This is a genomic window from Paradesertivirga mongoliensis (genome assembly GCF_024436395.1).
GTDB lineage: Bacteria > Bacteroidota > Bacteroidia > Sphingobacteriales > Sphingobacteriaceae > Paradesertivirga > Paradesertivirga mongoliensis.
The window spans coordinates 473,428-494,299 of record NZ_JAFMZO010000001.1; the positions used below are offsets into that span (position 1 = coordinate 473,428).

21 protein-coding genes are annotated in these 20,872 nt (G+C 40.2%); 2 read left to right on the plus strand and 19 right to left on the minus strand.

Translation table 11 applies throughout. The features are described from left to right. Window positions 1-41: 41 nt before the first annotated feature. Entirely contained in the window at window positions 42-467 is a 426-nt protein-coding gene (locus J3P43_RS01770) for a type II toxin-antitoxin system VapC family toxin (RefSeq protein ID WP_255898369.1), read from the minus strand. Further along, a complete protein-coding gene (locus J3P43_RS01775) occupies window positions 467-715 on the minus strand; it encodes a DUF6364 family protein (protein WP_255898371.1) in 249 nt (82 codons plus the stop codon). Before J3P43_RS01775 ends, J3P43_RS01770 begins: the two co-directional genes overlap by 1 nt. Window positions 716-906: 191 nt before the next feature. Here J3P43_RS01775 and J3P43_RS01780 point away from each other — a divergent pair, with 191 nt between their 5' ends. Then, window positions 907-1,092, plus strand: a complete 186-nt coding sequence (locus J3P43_RS01780) for a hypothetical protein (RefSeq protein ID WP_255898373.1) — start codon at window positions 907-909, stop codon at window positions 1,090-1,092. On the opposite strand, the gene J3P43_RS01785 is transcribed toward J3P43_RS01780, so the two are convergent. The 6 genes from J3P43_RS01785 to J3P43_RS01810 form a co-directional block, all read right to left on the minus strand. Further along, the gene (locus J3P43_RS01785; RefSeq protein WP_255898375.1) at window positions 1,089-3,041 is read right to left on the minus strand and encodes a polysaccharide biosynthesis protein; all 1,953 of its coding nucleotides are present in this window, start codon (window positions 3,039-3,041) and stop codon (window positions 1,089-1,091) included. The genes J3P43_RS01780 and J3P43_RS01785 overlap by 4 nt on opposite strands. 498 nt (window positions 3,042-3,539) lie before the next feature. After that, window positions 3,540-4,559 (minus strand): MraY family glycosyltransferase, encoded by a 1,020-nt coding sequence (locus J3P43_RS01790; RefSeq protein ID WP_255898377.1) that lies wholly within the window; start codon window positions 4,557-4,559, stop codon window positions 3,540-3,542. 262 nt (window positions 4,560-4,821) lie between these two features. Next, entirely contained in the window at window positions 4,822-5,742 is a 921-nt protein-coding gene (locus J3P43_RS01795; protein ID WP_255898379.1) for an NAD-dependent epimerase/dehydratase family protein, read from the minus strand. 4 nt (window positions 5,743-5,746) lie between these two features. Further along, window positions 5,747-6,484, minus strand: a complete 738-nt coding sequence (locus tag J3P43_RS01800; protein ID WP_255898382.1) for a WecB/TagA/CpsF family glycosyltransferase — start codon at window positions 6,482-6,484, stop codon at window positions 5,747-5,749. A 39-nt stretch (window positions 6,485-6,523) separates the two neighbouring features. After that, window positions 6,524-7,522 (minus strand): NAD-dependent epimerase/dehydratase family protein, encoded by a 999-nt coding sequence (locus tag J3P43_RS01805; protein ID WP_255898384.1) that lies wholly within the window; start codon window positions 7,520-7,522, stop codon window positions 6,524-6,526. Window positions 7,523-7,527: 5 nt separating this feature from the next. Then, window positions 7,528-8,643 (minus strand): glycosyltransferase family 4 protein, encoded by a 1,116-nt coding sequence (locus J3P43_RS01810; RefSeq protein WP_255898386.1) that lies wholly within the window; start codon window positions 8,641-8,643, stop codon window positions 7,528-7,530. Window positions 8,644-8,931: 288 nt separating this feature from the next. Here J3P43_RS01810 and J3P43_RS01815 point away from each other — a divergent pair, with 288 nt between their 5' ends. Continuing rightward, window positions 8,932-9,276 carry a hypothetical protein gene (locus J3P43_RS01815; protein WP_255898389.1) on the plus strand — a complete coding sequence of 115 codons (345 nt, stop codon included), beginning with the start codon at window positions 8,932-8,934 and terminating at the stop codon, window positions 9,274-9,276. A gap of 473 nt (window positions 9,277-9,749) precedes the next feature. Here the strand turns inward: J3P43_RS01815 and J3P43_RS01820 are convergent, their stop codons facing one another. The 11 genes from J3P43_RS01820 to J3P43_RS01870 are packed head-to-tail and all read right to left on the minus strand — an operon-like array spanning window position 9,750 to window position 20,870. After that, window positions 9,750-10,331: an acyltransferase gene (locus tag J3P43_RS01820; RefSeq protein WP_255898391.1), complete on the minus strand. Its 582-nt coding sequence runs from the start codon at window positions 10,329-10,331 to the stop codon at window positions 9,750-9,752. A 25-nt stretch (window positions 10,332-10,356) separates the two neighbouring features. Continuing rightward, window positions 10,357-11,568, minus strand: a complete 1,212-nt coding sequence (locus J3P43_RS01825) for a glycosyltransferase (RefSeq protein WP_255898393.1) — start codon at window positions 11,566-11,568, stop codon at window positions 10,357-10,359. Window positions 11,569-11,577: 9 nt separating this feature from the next. Continuing rightward, entirely contained in the window at window positions 11,578-12,696 is a 1,119-nt protein-coding gene (locus tag J3P43_RS01830; protein WP_255898395.1) for an N-acetyl sugar amidotransferase, read from the minus strand. Between the two features lies 1 nt (window position 12,697). Next, complete coding sequence (locus tag J3P43_RS01835; protein ID WP_255898398.1) at window positions 12,698-13,459, minus strand: AglZ/HisF2 family acetamidino modification protein; 762 nt, start codon at window positions 13,457-13,459, stop codon at window positions 12,698-12,700. Further along, a complete protein-coding gene (hisH, locus tag J3P43_RS01840; protein WP_255898400.1) occupies window positions 13,453-14,082 on the minus strand; it encodes an imidazole glycerol phosphate synthase subunit HisH in 630 nt (209 codons plus the stop codon). The genes J3P43_RS01835 and hisH overlap by 7 nt, the downstream gene beginning before the upstream one ends. A 6-nt stretch (window positions 14,083-14,088) precedes the next feature. Beyond that, window positions 14,089-15,159: a non-hydrolyzing UDP-N-acetylglucosamine 2-epimerase gene (gene wecB, locus J3P43_RS01845; protein ID WP_255898402.1), complete on the minus strand. Its 1,071-nt coding sequence runs from the start codon at window positions 15,157-15,159 to the stop codon at window positions 14,089-14,091. Window positions 15,160-15,171: 12 nt separating this feature from the next. Then, window positions 15,172-16,611, minus strand: a complete 1,440-nt coding sequence (locus tag J3P43_RS01850) for a lipopolysaccharide biosynthesis protein (protein WP_255898404.1) — start codon at window positions 16,609-16,611, stop codon at window positions 15,172-15,174. A gap of 1 nt (window position 16,612) precedes the next feature. Then, the gene (locus J3P43_RS01855; RefSeq protein ID WP_255898406.1) at window positions 16,613-17,776 is read right to left on the minus strand and encodes a TDP-N-acetylfucosamine:lipid II N-acetylfucosaminyltransferase family protein; all 1,164 of its coding nucleotides are present in this window, start codon (window positions 17,774-17,776) and stop codon (window positions 16,613-16,615) included. A gap of 31 nt (window positions 17,777-17,807) precedes the next feature. Then, window positions 17,808-18,965 carry a dTDP-4-amino-4,6-dideoxygalactose transaminase gene (rffA, locus tag J3P43_RS01860; RefSeq protein WP_255898408.1) on the minus strand — a complete coding sequence of 386 codons (1,158 nt, stop codon included), beginning with the start codon at window positions 18,963-18,965 and terminating at the stop codon, window positions 17,808-17,810. Next, on the minus strand, window positions 18,962-19,864 hold the full coding sequence (locus J3P43_RS01865) for a formyltransferase family protein (RefSeq protein WP_255898410.1): 903 nt from the start codon (window positions 19,862-19,864) through the stop codon (window positions 18,962-18,964). The genes rffA and J3P43_RS01865 overlap by 4 nt, the downstream gene beginning before the upstream one ends. Further along, complete coding sequence (locus J3P43_RS01870) at window positions 19,851-20,870, minus strand: Gfo/Idh/MocA family protein (RefSeq protein ID WP_255898412.1); 1,020 nt, start codon at window positions 20,868-20,870, stop codon at window positions 19,851-19,853. The genes J3P43_RS01865 and J3P43_RS01870 overlap by 14 nt, the downstream gene beginning before the upstream one ends. Window positions 20,871-20,872: the final 2 nt, after the last annotated feature.

The following is a 20,872-nucleotide window of genomic DNA, read 5'->3' on the forward strand; positions in this document are numbered from 1 at the left end:
TACCGGTTGTGTTTAATTGTTGTTCTGCAGCCCTTAACAACTCAAAGAAAACTTTGAAATGATGCCAGTGCTTCTGTTGGTGTTAATACAGCCAGGGTGCTTTTTTTGAAATCCTTGGTATTTGGGGTCACTATACAATCAATATCTGGCAAACTTAATGCGCAGTAATATTGAATAGCATCTTCATAATCTTTAAAGTCTGATTTTAGAGACAATTTGATAATCGAAGCGGTTACATCAGCTATTTCAGTCATTTCCGCAAGCTCCTCTAACAAGCGGATAGCAGCGGGGTGGCTTAAGCTCCGGCGAAGGATATAATAAATGTTATTGTATGATACCGCCGAGATATATAACCTGGTCTTTCCGGTTACACCCAAATCAAATAGCATAGCGGCAGCTAATGAAAAAGGTTCCCGATTAGCCAGAAAATCGATCACCACATTGGTATCTATAAAAATATTTTTCACTAAGGGATGTATTTTTTGGAGAGTGCTGCGCCCATTTCGGACTTATAATCAAAATCATCGGGTAAGGAAATCACCCCCATCATTTTAGAAACCCTTGGAGATAATTTCGCTGTCCTTTCTTCCTGACTGGTTATCGATTTCAAATAATTCTCAATAATATCAGATAAACTCTTGCCTTGCTGACGGGCATATTTCTTTGCAGAGTCAATCACCCGATCTTCTATAGTCAATGTAAGCTTCGTTGTCATTGCACGTATCATTTATCACACAAAGATACGTATTGCATAAATGAAGCAGAAATTTTTATCAGAAAACCGTATTGTGGGATTCAAGTGATCGAATGAGGGTGACTCAGATTCGGCCACACTTGAGTTTCACGTCAGGCTGATTAGCCAGCTGGCGGACGCTTTGAATGGTACCAACAATCTTTCGACAGATCATGACGCTAGGGGGATTTCAGTTGTCGAAGGGTTGTGCGCTGGATGCTTTCTTCCACCGCTCTATGCTTCGACAGGCTCCTTTAGATGACGGAAACGACTTATCAGACGCCCTCCGAGAAATGCAGAGTAGCTTTAAAGGGACAATCGAAAACAATAGGGATTATCTATTCGAGGTGCTTGACTAATCAATGGCAACCTTAGCCCTTGGCTTCAAATCCAGGTCCTCGTATATAGAATTCTTACTTTTAAACTCGGGAACAATTTCCTTCATTTTAATCACCACCTGCCTGTCGTAATACTGACAGCTTAGGTCAATCAGCTCCTCAATATGTTTGCTGATCTCTTCAAAATTATACTCCCGTGTTTTGGCCACCATTATTTTTTCATGGTGAGTGGGAAGCGTGTTTTCTTTGTCGTTCAAAAGCTCTTCGTACAACTTCTCGCCAGGCCGCAGACCTGAAAACTCAATTGCTATGTCCTGGTTGGGAATCAAACCCGATAAACGAATCATCTTCTTAGCCAGTTCCAAAATCTTCACCGATTTACCCATATCGAAGATATAGATCTCGCCACCCTCACCCATCGAGCCCGCCTCGAGTACCAAACGGCAAGCCTCGGGAATGGTCATAAAATAGCGGGTAATTTCAGGGTGGGTAACGGTAATCGGACCACCTTTCTCGATCTGTTCTTTGAATCTCGGAATCACAGATCCGTTTGATCCGAGAACGTTCCCGAAACGGGTGGTAATGAATTTGGTGATCTTCTTTTCCGCCTTCCCGTTCAAATGACTTAGTCCGTTGGTATAAGTAACCTTCTCATCTTTGAAAGAATTGAAGAGCGACTGGACGTAGATCTCCGCAACCCTCTTAGAAGCGCCCATCACATTGGTTGGGTTAACGGCTTTATCAGTGGAAATCATTACAAACTTCTCTACCCCATATTTAACCGATAAATTTGACATAATATAGGTCCCCATCACGTTGGTACGAACGGCTTCTGCTGGGTTATGCTCCATCATGGGCACATGTTTGTAAGCTGCGGCATGGTAAACATAATGGGGTTTAAAGGTTTGGAATAAGAAATCCATCCTGCACTGATCCCTTACGTCGCCGATATAAGCATGGAAAATATTGTCGAGATTTTTATCCTGAAGTTCTAGCTGAAGTTCATGAAGGGGCGTTTCCGACTGATCGTTAAGGATGATCATCTGCGGGGAAAATGCAGCTACCTGCCGGACGATCTCACTCCCGATGGACCCTGCAGCCCCGGTGACTAAGACACGTTTACCTTTTAACTGCGCGCCGATGATATCATTATGTATCTCAATCTGATCACGTTCTAACAGCTCTTCAATGTTTACCTGATGGATTTGCTGCGTATTGATATGGCCGTTGATCCAGTTAGGTACGGAGGGTAGCGTTAATACTTTAATTCCGTTTTCAAGGCAAAAATCTACAATGGAATTCTTTCGTTCAGGACTAATATTCGCAGCTATCAGCAGGTCCTCAATTTTATCCTCCAAAATGAACGTCTTAAGTTCTCTTGGATGAAAGATCTTAATCCCATCGATCACCTTTCCCGACTTGCGGTCATCATCATCCATAAAACCCATCACATGCATGTTCAGGTTGCGGTCGTGATCAAGCGTACGCTTCATGGCTATACCGGTTTCGCCGGCACCGTAGATGATAATTCGCCGCCTGTTGATACTCAGATTCTTAATGTAGATGAAGAAGTATTTTATGAAAACACGGTAAGTAATTAGAAGAAGGAAGCTGCACAGGCCGTTGATAACCAGAACCACATTACTGATAATGGTTTCCTTGTTAAAAGACAGTAAAACGATGTTTGCAGCAACAAATAAAAAGTTGCTGATCAGTATTGAGAATAAGATGCGAAAGGAATCCTGGGCGCTGGTGTAGCGTATGATTCCCGCATAGGTTTTAACATTATAGAAAACGATGCTGCTGATGATTGAAAACACCAGGAGGTTCCGGCTCAGTTCATTTAAGTTGATATGGTTGATATCAAAGTTAAAACGGATAAAGTAGGCAAAGCAAAGCGAGAAAAGACAAAAGAATAAGTCCAGGCAAAAGATGATCCAGCGGGGAACGATATTTATTTTGCTAAACATTAGATAGCGTTGAGCTTGTGTTGCAAAGATAGTTTTTCATTTTAATAAATCATGGAAATGATGGAAAAGGCTGAGATTAAGTATACTAGGTGTTTCAAGGTGGATGGGACTCTGTGTTTAAGCGACCTACATTAATCTACTCACCCCCGTCATTCCTGCAAAGGCAGAAATCCTAATGCAGAGCACGATAGCGGCCACCGGTATAGCGCTTTACGATTGCCGATTTGCTCGGCAATGACGAACGACGGGGATTCTCAGTTAACACAATGGTACAGCACGACGATTCTGAGCCACATTCCAACCTACCGTACGTAATTCCTGCACAGGCAGGAATCTTAATGCAGAGCGCGATTAACTTGAATAATGCTTTACGATTGCCGATTGGCTCGACAATAACGAACGACAAGTATTCTTTGCCACCATGCCTGCTCCCTATTTTAGGGGAGCTTCCGAAGGGTGAGGGGTAAAAAGAATAAGGTTGTTTTGGCGCAAAAAGCCTCACCCTGCCCTCTCAGAAGGAAAGGATTCAGAAGCAGCGTTAAACAAACGTGCCTTGCCTTCGATAACCACCCGTATTAAAATGAACAATACCCCAGCGCCAATAATCACGGGGATCAGATTATACAAACCTTCCTCAAACTCTGAGCGATCAGGAGACTGGGAAATCAGCGTAATATTTACAATCAACTGCAAAGCAAAATACAATCCCGAAACCCACAAATGCGACCATTTACGCTCGTTTGCCAGGTACTGATAAAAATGAGAGCGGTGCGCTTCAAAAATGTTCTCTTTCCTGATAAGCCGAAAGAGGATGGTTGACACCGCATCAAGTCCGTAAACCAATAACAAAAGAATATAAAAAAGATTCTGACTTTCAAGTATCAACTGTCCGATAAGGAATATAATGATAAAAGCGATGCTTACGCTTCCCACGTCTCCGGCGAAACACCGGGCCTTTTTACGGAAATTGAAATAGTTAAATATCAATAAAGCCAAGCCGATAACGATCAACAGGTCCGAAGAAGTAAAGCTGATCACATACTGGTTTATGTAATAGAGAGAAGCGATAGCGATCAAACTATAAGAACCTGTAATCCCATTGATGCCGTCCATAAAGTTATAGGCATTAATGGTGCCGATGACGACGACCGAAATGACGAGTATCCAGTACCAGGGATATATGAAGAAAGCCCATTGATAAAACACCAAGCCAACGGCTATTAAATGAATAACAATGCGGATTTTATTGTTAAGCGTATGGAGGTCGTCCAGGAAGCTGATTGTTGCGATGGCCGTTAATCCCAGCAGGAAGTAAGGATATTGAAAGCTGAAACAGATGTAGAATAATAGCGCAGCAAGAGGAAAAATGATCCCACCGCCCCGCAGGGTTATCGAGGTGTGCGAACTGCGTGCGTTAGGTTTGTCAATTATATTGTAGCGGTCGGCGAGACCAAAATACAAGAACTCCAGAAAAACAAGCAAAAAGAGGATACCAGTGTAAATGAAAAATTCGGGCATTGATTGTGAGTATTGACGGGCACAAAGGTAAATTTTTAATTGGTTGGTCGAAAAGGGAGAGAAATCAACCGTTTATAAATAGGCTTATGCTATAGCGAATTACGATTGGGAAATTCTACTGAGGACAAAGCCGAGTTATTTCGTTCAAAGGATGAAGCGCTGTCACTTCCTAAAACACATGAACTTATAGCGGAAATGTATTGTGTCGTAACTGTGAGTGCTTAGTATGTATGTAAATAACAGACCTATCAGATTAAGGCTACTACTGGCCCTCGCTAAACGAGCGCGCGGTTTTTAAAAGTCCTTCGCGGGAAGCAAGTGGTAATTCCTTATGGATAGCCTCTTTTATCTTTTTGTTGCTTACTACAAAATCTTCTGTGAGCTTTTGAAGCCGCTCGCTTGTCAATGGAAGGTGCAATTTATCTCCAAGTCTGGCAAAACCACTTATCAAACTTTTAGGAATGTGCAGTAGCCGTGGAGATCTGTTTTGAGCTTGGGCAAGCAATGTTACTACATCAGTTGTCGATAAAGGCTCATCATCCGATACATTATACGTCCCGGGAAGTATGTCATCCCTTTCAAGAATTTCCTTGATAATAAAACATAGATTTTCCACACTTAAAAATGAGCGATGGTTGGAAAAGGATGCTAACGGGTAAGGTACACCTTTTGAGACTAGATTGTATAAAAGATTGAGATTTCCTTTATTACCAGGGCCGTGAATCATGCATGGGCGAAGAACGTAACATAATTTATCCGACGGTATCGAACGCGACCCGATATACTGTTCTGCCAATAGTTTGGATTTTCCATAAAAACTGGCTGGCATGGGCACTACATCCTCGACGAGTTCAGTATTCACAACATCTGCAACAGCCTTAACCGAACTCAGGAAAATGAACTTTGAGGCTTTTGACTGCATGAAATAGTCGAAAATAGCTTTGGTAAGTCCGAAGTTTACATCCAAATATTCCTTTTCAGTTGACGCTCCTTTCGTATCATGAGCTTTGCCTGCCAAATGAATTATAGAATCGATATGACCACAACTGTCCAAAGTTTCCCAAGTGCAACCTAGTGTCGTTACATTTTTCCCTCTCCCGACGGTTACAATCTGATGGGAATAAAGATACTCCCTGAGGTTTGTTCCGACAAAACCGTTATAGCCTGTAATTAATATCTTCACAATGTTAAAGTTGGTTTAATCGAACTTTTCTAGACTCCTCCAGGTAGAGCCGGGGCAAGATTTTTAAATAAGGCACTACTCTGGGAATTTGTTTCATAGGTTCACTAAAAATCCTACTGATCCAGATAAATTTAAGCGCCCCGATTTTGGCGTCAGGTAGCGCTATTGCACCCGTGTAAAAATTAAAGGCAGCACCGATACCGAACATCACTCCCTTATGAATGTGGGGTAACAATTTAGCCATAAAAAACTCTTGCTTTGGTGCGCCCAGCGAGACCCAAATAATATCGGGATTTTTTTGATTAATGTTCTTGGCAATTTCGATATAATCAAAGTCGTCAACGTGCTTAAAGGGGAGAGGGTAAACGTTGATATGCGTATTGTTAATCCCTTTCCGCTTCAATACGTCCTTTACTGAGTTTGATGTTTTCTCGTCGCTCCCTAGCAGAAGTTGTGAATAATTTTGCTCAACATAGTGATTAAAAAGCTCCGGCCCATTTAACGCCCGAAATTTTTTCTTGTGTATTAGTCCAGCTAACGTTGCTATTGAGCTCCCATCACAGGTATTGACTAATGAGCTATTGAGAACATGACGGAAGTGTTTATTCTTCTGAGCAATAGTTAAAACGTTAGCATCAACAACGCACACATATCCTTTAACTTCTTCCTTTATGTGTTTCCCGATCGTTGCTTTAAGTGCAGCATGATCAAATTCAAGTGAAACGTTAAAATATTCTTCCATACAAAAAAGGAATTAGACCCAATAGGCATAAATATCGACTCATCGTTTATCTCTCCAATATGGAAAAAAAAACTTTCCATTGCCCCTTATCCAACCAATAGTCTCCTGAACATTTTCCTCAAGATTCGGGTGGGAAAGACCAAACGCATCTAGTGTTTTTTGCATTGGAGTGTCATAGTCATCAAGCATATTATTAAATCTTACCATATGCAGAGGAAATGGGATATTGAGTTTTTTTATATAATCTCCAATATGAGATGCAAGCCGCATTAAGGGTACTGGAAAAGATTTAACCTTTTTCCCTGTTAATTCCTGAGAAAAAGAGTTCACCCAAGTTAATGACGCCATAGGTGGATCGCCAACGTAGTATACCTGCTTATCTACTGCCTGTGTAGGCGATTGTAAAATTCCCCAAATTTGATGGGCAACATTTTTAACATAAGCATAAGACTTGATTGGATTAGCTTTACCTGGATGAAAATATAAGCCTTTATCAATAATCTTCAAGAACTCATTCGGATATCGCATATTCCATGGCCCCCATACATTTGTTGGCCGGATGATTGTCCACGCACTATGCATTGATGAATTTCTAGTTGCTTCCTCGCTTAATTTTTTGCTAACGCCATAAGCAGTATGCGGTATATACTGATCTTCCCTTTCAGGTAAGGGAAATTCTTTAGATTTATAGACATATTGTGTAGACGCAATGATTGTTAGCTTTACAGAGGGCTGATTCTCAACAGCGTTAATTAAATTAGCTGTCCCTTCGGTGTTTTCAACATAATCTTCCAGCTTATCGCTAGCGGTATCCGTTCTTGCTGCCAAGTGTAATACATGGGTAGGCGCATACTGGTCGAATATTTGTCTAAGCTTTTCTTTTTCTAAAATATCACATGGTCTCCAATAGTCATTATGTTGACTATTTAACGGCCTTTGCTTGTCAACATTAATAAACTCTACAAAATTATTGTGAGTTAGTAAGTCGATAAAATTTGAGCCGATAAACCCCGACCCTCCGGTTATTAGTAATCTCATATCCATTATACCTGGCTAAATACTATATCCATTTTGCTTCGGAAAGTATCTATCGAATATCTATCCAAATATTTTTTCCTTCCATTTTGCCCCATCTTTATTCGCTCTTTCTCATTACGAGCTAGGTGCTCAACTTTATCGGCTAGATCTTGGGGATTTTTTATATCAATCAAAAGTCCGTCCTTCCCATCTTCAAAAACAAGGGGAATACCATTCCAACGCGTAGCCACAACCGGAATTTCAAACTGCATTGCTTCAGCCAAAACCAAGCCGAATGTCTCCGAAGGCACATAAGTAGGGAAACAAAATATATCTGAATCCCTAAATACACCCCACTTATCTTCACCTACCTTAGTTCCCAGAAACACGATGTATTGGTCCAATCCCAATTTATCGATTAAAGCCCTAATCTTAGTTTCGAAGTCGTTTGATATAAATATTCCCATCATCTGAAGCCTTACATCGACCCCACGCTTTCTAATAATATCAACGGCATAAACGAGTTCAGTAATTCCTCTTTCCTCGTACATGGCCCCCACGTATAAAAGATTGATCTTACTGTCGAGTTTCGGCGTTGATACAAATTTGTAAAATTGGTATTCATCTTTTATACCGTTAGGCACCACAAAAACAGCTTTTGGCACCAGCACTACATCATCCCCGTGACTGAAATTCGTTAGTGTGATAAGAACGTCCGGCTTGAAGAATGCAATCCGGTAAAAAAATTTTGCTATCACATTTAAATCCGCATATAACCTGGAAGATCCCCCAGCATGCGTATGTAATATTGTCTTTTTGAAAAATAGGCGTACAGGCGCAAGCAAGAGCATGTCCCTATACATTCCTAGCTTGTTTGGGCCCGCAGGCCCGTAATATAATATGTCGGCGCTTTTATAATACCTGTAAAATATAGTCTGGAAAATTGCCTTAAACAGACTCCAAAATTTATATAGCTTAAAACTACCCATGTCATCAAAGTCCCTGGAGAAGTCTAGCCTGACATGAAATAGCTGTGCATTTTTATATTCACCTTCTAAAAGAGTTTGGAGCATCAAAGCCTGCCCTCCGTAAGGAGGAGGTGTTTGACCAAGCACCAGAACTCTCTTCTTTTTAATCAACATAAACCTTTATTAAGCGAACCGTCATTCGGGGAACTTAGTGACAATGCCTTTCGATCGTCCATTAAGCAGCTCTGCGAATAGATTGCAAAGAAAAACAAAAACATCAAATAGTAACTGAATAACATATCAGCATAGAACCCATACCCAAGAAAAATAGATAAAAAGTAGAAGCTCTTCCTATCAATCTTTTGTTTTAAAAAGAAGAACAGAAAGAACAAGCCTCCGAAAATTCCAAAATGCGCTATTAACATAAAATAGAGGTTGTCGAACGTACTCTCTAGATCCATTTTGGATAAATTAAGTCCGGTAAATAAATCTGCAAACGAACTGTTCTCTAAAACCTTGGCTAAGAGCTCAACTCTGCCATTAAAGGTTCCGTATGCAAGCATACGAGAGCCAGTGTCTGCTGAAGAAAAGAGAATCGGAAAGACAAAGACTAAAAATAAGAATAGTGAACATGATGTCAAAAACGAGAGAAATAAGTATCCGCCAGTGTATCTTTTCCAAACAAACGTGAAAAAGTATGAAACTAGCGTTGATACAAAGACACCCCGGGAGCCTGCAATGTATAACATTAGTAGAGAAAAAAGCAGCAACCAATATTTTTTTTTAATCGCAAAGAAAAATATATAGACAGCAATAAATAGCGTAAACTCAGGCATGCTTGCGAAGGTGGAAAAGGGCCTGATGTCATCTGTGAGAAATTCTCGTTCACTAGCAAAGCTCAGCCCCGATTGTATCCATCTTTTTTCTATAGGTGAGTACCCGAAAGCCTTTTGGGTGAGTCCATAGATAGATACCACTACAAAGAACCAAAACGACCTAGAAAGCAAAGTTTCAAAACTTACTCTTTTAAACATTGGTATAGCCAGCAGCAGCAAGAAATACATGATGAAGTTTCCGAAGGAAGATATATTGCCGGTTATTAGCAAAATGAACGTAAAAAGAATAACAAAAAGCAAAGACTTTTTTGATATAACGGGGCTCAAAACCGTAAATAGCGGCAGAAAGACTATTGCGCCATAAAGCGTTGGATTAAACGCAAAAAATCGCTTTATAAATGAAAATACATTAACTAAAATGAACCGAAAAAACATCGTTATTTCCTATATCGTTCTAATCAGCTTTGCAGGATTACCGCCGTAAATGCTGCGATTTTCCGCAGGACGTACCAAAATACTTCCGGTTGCAATCACGCATCTTGAACCTACGTCTGCGGCTACAACTGCGTTGCTACCTATCCATACATCTGAACCTATATTGATGGTCACTCTTCCAGCCGCCTTCTGTGTGCTGATGGGTTGACTATCATCGTCGAATGAGTGTTGCTTTGTGCCGCTTACAAAATTAACAAAGCCCCCGACTATTACATCGTCTCCAATAATAACCTCCCCAATTGCATTATAGTAACCAAACAATACTCTGTTACCAATCACCGCATTAGGATATTGGCAAAAAGTGCCATATTTAAATTTAACATCGCGACCAAGACTCTTTAATGTAAGCTTGTAATAAATGTAACGAACTCTAATCCCAAAATTGAACGGGACTTTTGACGCCAAGATTGACACTTCTGAAAAAGCCCCGCAAAATACTGCGAACTTGCCTGCAATAACAAACAATAAGGCTACAGGCAGTGCAAAAATTGAAATGCAAAGGGAATATACTTCTTTCGCGGCTTTTAACATGACTTGCAACTATTTGAGATCCTTATCATAACTTTTGCTTTACTAAGTCAAACACTTTTACTAAGTCTCCTGTAAGACTCGACCGCAAAAATCTTTTGATATTAGTTCGTTCCACAGGTTGCCTACTCCGTCTACTATAAAATTCTTCAACGGCATCAGCAATTGCTTTAGGATCTTTGTTATCAATCAGTGCAATCTCTTCGATTCCTTTAACCACGTCAGCTATGCCTCCCTTTCGCCCCGCTAATGCTAAAATGGGCCTCCTACTTCCCAAATAGTCAAAGATTTTTCCGGTCTGCTCCGTTTCCTGTCCGCTGCCAATTAGTAGCAGCAAATCAGAACCTTTCATATTGGAAATAGTGTCATGATAAGAAAGGTATCCTGTTGCTTGAAACTGATCTATCATACCGTTCTGAGCCACAAGTTCTTCCACTTCTTGATTTACCGGGCCTACATATCGGAAAATGACTTTTATTCCTCTCTGGCGCAGAATTTTCATCGCCTGTAAAAAGGGGTCGGGATTACGAAACGATTTTCCTGACAGGAACTTACCTGCATATGTAACTGTAAATTCCTCGAAAATGACCGGGCTAATAACATCGTAATCATCGGGATCGTAGCCATTAGGAATCACAACAAAGTCATCCGGATTCCGTTGAGGGTACGCTTGCCGGTAATCTTGTGCCATTTTCTCTGATACCACTATGATTTTCGATGCTTTCCCTAACACCCGCGGCTCAATGAAGTTATTAAGTGGCCCAAATATTTTACCCTTGATGCCTTTCATGGGATTATCAACTACTGCTAGCTTCCAGGGGTCGCGCAGATCGATAATATAATCGATTCCATAACGGCTCTTAGCGAAAGGAGCAACTAATAACGGGAAGAACGGATCGCCGGTGGCAAAGAGTAAATCTGGCTTTTCTTTTTTAATAACCTCACCAATGATAGCGAAAAGAGGTTGAAGCCAACGGGTAGGTAAGCCCTTCCGCAGGCTCTTTAAAAAAGTGGGCTCTTTCGCTATCCCGGTGCGGTAGATGATCAAATCATCGGCAACATCTTTAAGCAATGTATCGTCAATTAAAAATTTGCATTCGCGGTACGACTCTTCATTGACTGTAAGCACAACAGGTCTCCAATGAAATTGGGGGAGAAACTTTACAAATTTGGTAATACGAAAAGTGCTGATACCACCTGCCGGAGGAAAGTATGTTGCGAGCATTAAGACCTTTTTCATCAACGTAGCTTATTTCTTTATAGCGCGATACAACTTCCTAAGTCCCTTAAATAAACCTGTTCTATAGAGACGGCCGTAAGGCTTATAGTCCCAGTACGATTTTTTAGGTGCATGTAGGATAGCATCCAGTTGCTCCTTGGTCAAATCAAATTTTTTCAAAACATAAGCAGTATCTTCTCTCTGCAGCTCTGGCGAATAGGTGTCCTTTTTAAGCTCTTCAAGCGCCTCATCACGGGTTATTTCCCCAGCACAAATCAGACTCGACAAGTGGGATTTTCGTTTGTCGTACCCAAATTTGGTGGGTAACCAATACCCTTGAAACCAGCGAGTATAGATTGATTCATAGTGCTTCCCCCCATAGTAACGCCAGCCGATTTCATTTTCCAATATGGGCATGGCGTCTTTCTTTGAATATTCAATATAATTTAGAATATTAATGAACTTTTTACTATACGGCGGGAAGACAAAATTAAACAAAGAAAGATGCGGAAACGTTTTCAATTTTACAGTACCAAATTGTTTTTGAACGTTTTTGATATACCCCCAATCAAAATGCCCTTGAGACCATTCGGCCGGAAGATGAGTTTCCGTCCTAACGTTGTAACCAGTAAGAATATGGGAAACACCTATCATCTTTGCTGTCTGAAGCATGGAAACTACAATTGCATGATCGCTTGGAATTTCGGAATCGGGGGTAGAAGCCTTAAGGAAAGCCAGTTGAAGATCACGAAATTCATTCCAGTCCAAAACAATAGTGTGAAGATCAATATCGAGTTTCCGGCATATATTCTCCACGTTCTTTATAGCAAGCTCTGAGTCCCATCCATTATCAAGATGTACAGCCAGCGGCCTTAAGCCTAGTTGCTTTACCTTGTATGCAACGAATGTACTATCCACTCCACCACTAACCCCGATTACACAGTCGTATTTATTATTTTTGTTTTGCTCTTTTAGGGTGGATACAATTTCCGAAAGCTTTTTTTCACCGGCGGCTCCCTGCACCACTTTTTTCCTCATTTCTTCATTATGAGTGTGGCAATGGTTGCAAACTCCGTTTTCGTCGAATGCAATAGTTGGATCAGTAGTATCCATCACGCAACGGGTACAAATCTGGTATGAAGTCGCCATATTAATCTTTTAATAATTTTTCTAACTCTTTATATTCAGGATAAGTGATCAGCACTGCTCTGTGGGGTCCATGAAATACGAAGAAAGCACCCGCAGCTACTGCGCTCGCACCAGAATTGATCGCATCTTTAATATCCTTTAAGCTACCTATCCCTCCCAAAGCAATCAAAGGGGCTGATATTTCGGCGCTCGCCTGACTGATCAGATTTAAATCCGCGCCCTGTAGTGTACCATCGCGGTCTACAGAATTTAATAAAACCTCTCCGGCACCTGCGTCCACAACTTCTTTAATAAAATCCAACCAGTTTTTTGAATGACTTTGGCCCGTACTTGCTTTGTACAGTTTAGGACGCTGCAGCCAATCTTTCTTTACGTCCACAGAAATCACTACGCTCTGGCTTCCAAATCTATCTGCAAGATCTTTCACTAGTTTCGTATTGTCCAAAACTGCAGTTTGCAGGCAAACTTTTTCGACGCCGAGCTTAAAGATTCTTGATGCCTGCTCAACGGTTTTAATTCCTCCCCCGTAACACAAGGGCATAAAGCATTCGCCCGCAAACTGTTCAATAAGCGAATAGTTAGGCTCTTTTTGCGATCTGCTGGCATCAATATCAATCACCATCAGCTCATCCACCTGTTTGGTGTTGAAGATACGTATTGCGTTAATCGGATCACCTACATACTTTGGCTTGTCAAATTTGAAAGTTTTGTAAAGTCCGCCATTCTTCAAAAGCAGCGCAGGAATTACTCGGTGTCTCAGCATTTAACAGATAAAAAGTTTTTTAGTAAAGCCATTCCAAAAGTGTGACTTTTTTCCGGATGAAATTGCACACCGTATATATTATTGCGTTGCACTGCTGCGGTAATGTCAGATCCGTGGTGGGCTGTAGCTACTAAATCATCGACATCTCCACATATAGCATGATAAGAATGCACAAAATAATATCTCAGTTCTTCTTCCATTTCAGGAATAATACTTTCGCGACGGTATACGTTTAAGGCATTCCAACCCATATGGGGGATTTTAATTGGATCTTCGTGTGTGCTTACAAATCGTTTTAACCGGCCGGATATCCAGCTCAATCCAGGCAGTTCCCCTTCTTCGCTACCTTCAAAAAAAAATTGCATACCCAGGCAAATTCCCAATATTGGCACCTTTTTCTCAAGCACCAGTTTATTAAGCACATCAATCCATCCCTGGTCCCTAAGTTCGTTCATTCCCTCATCGAATGCACCCACGCCAGGCAAGATGATTTTCTTTGCAGAAGATAAATCTTCAGGGGTCATGGCAATAATCACTTCGCCTCCCACGCGTTTTATCATATTTGCTACAGACTGGGTGTTTCCAAGTGATAAATTAGGTATGTGAACTACAGCATTTTCCATGTCGAATTATATCACCTTGTCTTTAATAATCTTTACTATTTTTTTTCCAGCGTTTCCATCCCCATACAAATTTAGCGCTGGACTTATCTTCAGTTTCGCCATTCCGGCTACAACATCCGGGATATCGACTCTACCAGGGGCGGCCAATCGGTTTACGCCGGAATGAACCAGTTCTACCCACTCCGTTTCATCCCGAAGTGTAACACATGGTTTTTTGTGAAAGAATGCCTCCTTTTGCACACCACCACTATCAGTCATCACCATTAAACAGTTTTGTAGCAGCCAATGCATTTCCAAAAACCCCACAGGATCGATTACTTTAATGCTATCACCCAATTTTACATCACCCATTGCTTTAATGATACCAGCTGTGCGCGGGTGAAGTGGTAAGACGATCTGAGTAGTTTCGCTAATTTCATTTAAAGCACTGATAATCGCACGCAACTTTTGCTGATCATTGGTATTTTCTGCACGATGGATAGTGCACATTATGAACTCATCTCTTATATCTGAAAGCTGCGGACGACGGGTCTTTTCTCCATAGTACAGCGTAGCATCAAACATTACGTCGCCCACCTGACTTATTTTGTCAGCCGCAATTCCTTCATTAACTAAATTTTCAACGGCAGTTTCTGTAGGCGCGAATAATAGACTGGCAGCATGGTCAGTCAATACCCGATTAATTTCTTCTGGCATTTTGCGATTGAATGATCGCAAGCCCGCTTCGACGTGAGCTATCGGTATATGAAGTTTCGCAGCCGCTAAAGCGCCTGCAAGTGTAGAATCTGTATCGCCATAAACCAGTACATGATCAGGCTTTTCATCGATCAGCACTTTTTCAATACTCTCGATCATACGGCCGGTGTTCTCTCCGTGAGTACCCCCGCCGATTTTAAGGTTATAATCAGGTACAGGGATATCAAGTTCTGTGAAAAAAACGTCAGACATGTTGGCATCAAAATGCTGACCAGTGTGTATCAATACTTCTGTCAGTCCTTCTACTTCTGAAATCGCCCTGGATACAACTGCGGCTTTTATGAACTGGGGCCGAGCACCTATTATCGTACAAATCTTCATATTACTAATGATTTAATCAGGCGAACAGTCTGATAAATTCCGCTTTGTTAATAGTTTAACCTCTTCTATCATATACGTAAAATCATTTCGGTTGAAAATACAAATCAATATAATTGATAAACAGTTTACCACTGTTGAGGCTGCATCATTGGGGTAAAAAGTGTTCGCTGTAGCTGATACAAATAAAACCATACAACCGGATGCAAACTTAACTATATTAAAATCAACAGGAAAAAGGCGATATGAAAAATATGTCCGTAAACTAAAAAATACTAGATACGAACAGGCGGCTGATAGCGCTGCGCCTTTAGCTCCAAATTTTGATACTAGTGGAATTGTTAAAGCTATACCTACTACTGTACATACGATAGAAATAATGACATGCAAATATGTCTTCTTCATGAAATTAATTCCGCCAACAGTTATCTCTGATAGTGTATTGATAAGTGGTATAAACACTAAAAAAGGTATTATAACAGCTGCTGCTGAATAATCAGAAGCAAATAACTTAATTAACAGCCGATTAGATGCCATTAAAATTAAGCCTCCTAAAAAAAATAAGGCACTGAGACATTGAAACCAGCGACTTAGTAATAATTTCGCATCATTAGTTCCTTTTTCAAAGGCTTCTAAGGCTACTGGCACCCAAAAATTAGAAAACGTTGTTTGTAACAAGGTAAGTATTGCTACAATTTTCATAGCTGCTGTATATAAACCTAGCTGACTAAAGTCTGCCAACTGTTTTATTGCTACCCGATCAATTGCCTCGAATAACCAACCTACTATAAATGCCGGTATGAATGGTAAGCCATATTTTATAAGCGCTATAATAGATATGGGCGGATAAACACCTAATTTAACTTCATCCCTCTTTGTTGTAACCAAACAACTGGCGACTATTGTTGATACAACTAATCCAGACAAACATCCTATTAAAATACTTAGTAAATCAGCTTTTACATATTTTGCGTAAACAATCGTAACAGCAACATTTACAATAGAATTAGTTACTTTAACTATTGAAAATGCTACTCCTTTCTGTGCCATTCTAATCTTCAATGATGCAAAACGCTCCAAAGTAGCGGCAAATGATAATGCACCTAACAAAACAACCACATCTTTTCTCTCCTCACCAACCAGGTAGTTACTAATAGGTTTATAGAAATATAATAATGGCAGTACTAATACAGCACTTATAAAGATTGGAATAGCGGCTGACCGCTTTAGTAAGACCGGACGGCTTTGTTCCGGTGAATTATAGTATTCCCGTACATAACTCTGATCAAGGCCTAAAAGAATCACTTGCAACATAAAACTGTAGCATAGAATGATGAAACCAGATTTGCCAAAATCGACCGGTGAAACTAAGTTACTTATGATAGGTGTTGATGCAAAAGTGATAGCCGCAGCAGTAAACCCACCCAAAGAAAATGTGAAAAACTTCTTCAGCATCTTATTTGTAACTGAAATTACTAAAAAAGTCCTTTAAATTATTACTAAGCCTGGTTGTGGAGAGTCGATCTTTGAGAATCCGTCGATTCTCTAAGATTTGAGCTTGGGTAAGCCGGCCTAATGCTTCCTTGCCTACTCCAATTTCATCTACCGAATAGATATTGCATCCTATTCTTTTTAAGAAATGATACATGGTATTCCTATCACTCAAAAACACTTTAGCACCGATCCAAAGTAAACTTAATATATTACCGACCGCCTGTTGGCGGTAATGGTTCATTATTGCAACGCTACAAGTATTTAACAGCTTGTTATAATTCTCTAAGGGCATAAAGTCTGTAATAGGCATGAAATCTTCAGCCAACATCCGCAAGCCTTGATCTATTACTTTGTCTCTATACTCAAGGTCACCGTAACTTAATATCGTTACAACCTTAGCTGGCTTGATATCAATCGTTCTTAATACTTCAAAGATCTCGGCGTGATTATTTTCTGGAGTTGCAGAATTACCCAAAAGAATATTATCCCCTAGTACCGGAAAATCCTCTGAGTTTGTAAACACATGTTCGGGTGGATAATAACTGTATATAAGGGGTATACAATCCGGATGGACGGCTGTCTTTGCTTTTAAATTTACAAAATCCTCTTCATATGGAACTCCGATGTATTTAATTTTTGGAGCTACTTTAGCTATATCGCAATGTAATGACGAAGGGTAGATATACTTTCGGATTAAATATTTAACCCCTTTCAATGTCCAGAAATTATTAAGAGCTAACAACTGTTTAGTCGCCGGGCCCAGAAGCGTATCCCTATTAAGTTTAGGATTGTTGTAAACTTCTCCACCCCAAAACAGCCAAACAATTTTTTCAAACAAAGAAGAACTTAGCGCAAGATTGGTATGAACACGTGTAAGCCCATGAAAAACAATCACGTCAAAATCGCTCACCATGTGGATTAACTTATCTTGGGCATTAGCTTCATTGTAGCCCGTTATAAAGTGGTCACCAGTGTATATATGGTCATTTGCCCCACCTGAAATTAAAAAGAAAATATTCTGTCTAGGAAAGGCTTTCTCAAATAGATACTCGCTCGCTAGAATAAACGGGCTATCATGCTTATGTGATGTTCCAATGTGTAGAATATTTAAGGGCTTAACGCACATATCAGCAATTATCAGTTAGTTTCAGCAACTTTTAACTCTCTCTGCTCTTCAAATATGTTGTGATTAAATCACATATATATTCTACACTGCCCGACTCTAAGCTATAATACAATGGCATTCTTAATAAGCAATCTGTAAATCTGTCTGAGTTAGGCAGTTCCGAATGCGATTCGCCAAAACCGGAATAAAATTCACTTTTGTGTAAGGAAAGGTAATGAAACACAGCCAGGACATCATGCTTGCGCAAATGTTCAATTAATCCTGAACGAGTTTCCAGACTATTCAATATAATATAAAACATATGGGCATTATTTGTCGCATACGTCGGTATTTTGGGCAGCTCCAAAAGCCCAGCTTTTTCTAATGGAATTAGCTGATTATGATAGTGTTGCCAAAGTATTCTACGCCTATCCTGAATACGTTCTAAATTCTCAAGCTGCGCGTATAAAAAAGCAGATATTATATCCGAAGGCAAAAAAGACGATCCTATATCAACCCATCCATACTTATCTACTTCACCTCTAAAAAAAGCGGAGCGATTAGTACCCTTCTCACGAATAATTTCTGCTCTGCCTGCAAACCTTTCATCGTTTACTATAATCATTCCCCCTTCACCACTAATAATATTCTTGGTTTCGTGAAACGAGAAAGCTGAAAATGTACCAATAGATCCCAGTGGCATGGTTTCGCCGCTTGGATAGGTATAATAACTATCTATCGCTTGGGCTGCATCTTCGATAACCAGCAAATTATACTTTTCCGCTAACTGCATAATCTTATGCATATCGCAAGCAAACCCAGCGTAATGCACAGGAATAATTGCCCTAGTCTTTTCGGTAATTAAAGCTTCAATTTTGTTAGCGTCTATATTGGGGTGATCAACTTCGCTATCGCAAAATATGATTTTTGCACCTCTCAAAACAAACGCATTGACCGTTGATACAAATGTGTACGAAGGGGCAATTACCTCATCCCCAGGAGAAATATTTCCAAGAATAGCCGCCATCTCCAATGCGTCAGTACACGAGGTAGTTAGTAGCGCCTTTTTGAAGCCGTATCGCTTTTGGAAAAAATCATGGCATTTTTTGGTAAATATACCGTCTCCTGAGATTTTCCCCGAAGCAACGGCTTCTTGAATATATTTGGTTTCCTCTCCTGTTAAATACGGCTTGTTAAACGGTATCTTCATCTTAACCTTATTCTAAATTTCTTTAAAGGTAATATACTCGTATTATCATCGATAAACACTGCTTCATCAATTCTAAGTAGTCCTCTGCCACAGACTATTACCGGACGTTCGTTGTCAAACCATATAATTTTTCCTACGTCTCGGTTCTCTATTTTCACCTCAGGAAGCACAATCGCATCATCAATTCTGATGGTTCTATCAAGTAAAGACGTCCGGGCTCCTCCATAAGGAAATCCTACAGCGTTAATAAATCTTTCAATGTATTGGGCATCCCAATTCCAATCTATAAAATAGTCATTATCGCTGAGCCAAAGACTATACGTAGCATTACTACAATCCTGAGGCTCCGACTGCAACGGTATGTCATCAGCAATGGTCTGAAGTATCTCCAACACCAAAGCCTGATAAGCGGAAGCGATTAACTGTATCGCATCTCGAATTTTAATAGGATAACTGATTTTTATAGACTTCTGGCTAATTATTGGCCCTTCATCGTAATTTTCTGACGCAAATAACGCAGTAACACCAATTGAAGGCTCTCCATTTTTAAGCGCATTTACTAAAGGAGCAAACCCCCTGTATCTAGGCAACAGTGAGTCATGAAGTACAATTAAATTTATCCCCTTGCTTTCAATCATCCATCTCCATGATACCGCTAAAAGATATTTGACCTTATCGCCTGAAATATAGTCCTTTCGATTAAGGTATTGGATATCATTCTTTATACACAATGCGATTATTTCTTGTGAAGAGTCTTCAACAAGGTTTTTATCATCTCCGACACAGACAAATGAAATTAAATAATGTTGGTTTGACTCTATAATTGCTTCCAACACCTTTAGACCTTTAAAGGTCATCAAAAACAGGCCTATCCTTTTGTCGTAATTATTTTGACGCATTATAGATTCTTTCTATAATATCCACTACCTTCAGTCCTTCTAAAGCATTCGTCGTGATCGGGGCTTTTCCTTGTAGCACATCTACTACATTTTCTATTATATAGTGGTGATTCGCTGCTGAACCTTTATATGCTCCATAATCATTGCCGGGATTAGTGGGTGCTAATTGTGGCATGCTATAATCCTTTATATGGCAATATTCTACCTCATTCATGTATTGGCCACCAATCTTAACACTGCCGTTCTCAGCAATAATGGTCATCGAGCTCTCCAGATTCTGGCTCCACACAGAAGTGGAGAAATTGAGGCAACCCATACCCCCATTCACAAAATCAAAGCTTACAAAACCGCTGTCTTCAAAATCTGTAAGATCACTATGATTAAAATCATTGAACTTCGCATGAATATTTTCAATGTCACCAAATAGCCAGTACATGATATCTATGAAGTGCGAAAACTGGGTAAACAACGTACCACCATCCAGATCTTTTTTACCATGCCAGCTTTCGGGCTTATAATACCTGTTGTCGCGATTCCAATAGCAGTTAAGCTGAACCATGTAAATCTGGCCCAGCTTCTCTGACTCTATTAACTCTTTAATCCAAACAGAGGGAGGGGAGTAGCGGTTCTGCATAACAGCAAACAAATGCTTATGCGCATGCAATGCCTTAAAGATGACCTTTTCTGCATCATTTTTACTTAAAGCCATTGGCTTTTCTACAACAATGTGCTTTTTTGCTTCCAAAGATTTCAAAGCCTGCTCTGCATGAAAGCCATTGGGTGAGGCGATGTTTACCACGTCAATGTCTATCCCTGCATTTAAAAGTTCATCAATGTTCTTAAAAAGCGGAACCTGATAGTCTTCGATACCTAACTGGGCCTTTTCTTTTACATCAACAAGTGCAACAAGTTCACAATCAGGGTGGCGTATTATCATTTCAGCATGGCGTTTTCCTATATGGCCACAACCGATTACTGCAAATTTTATTTTATTCTCAGTTACCATTT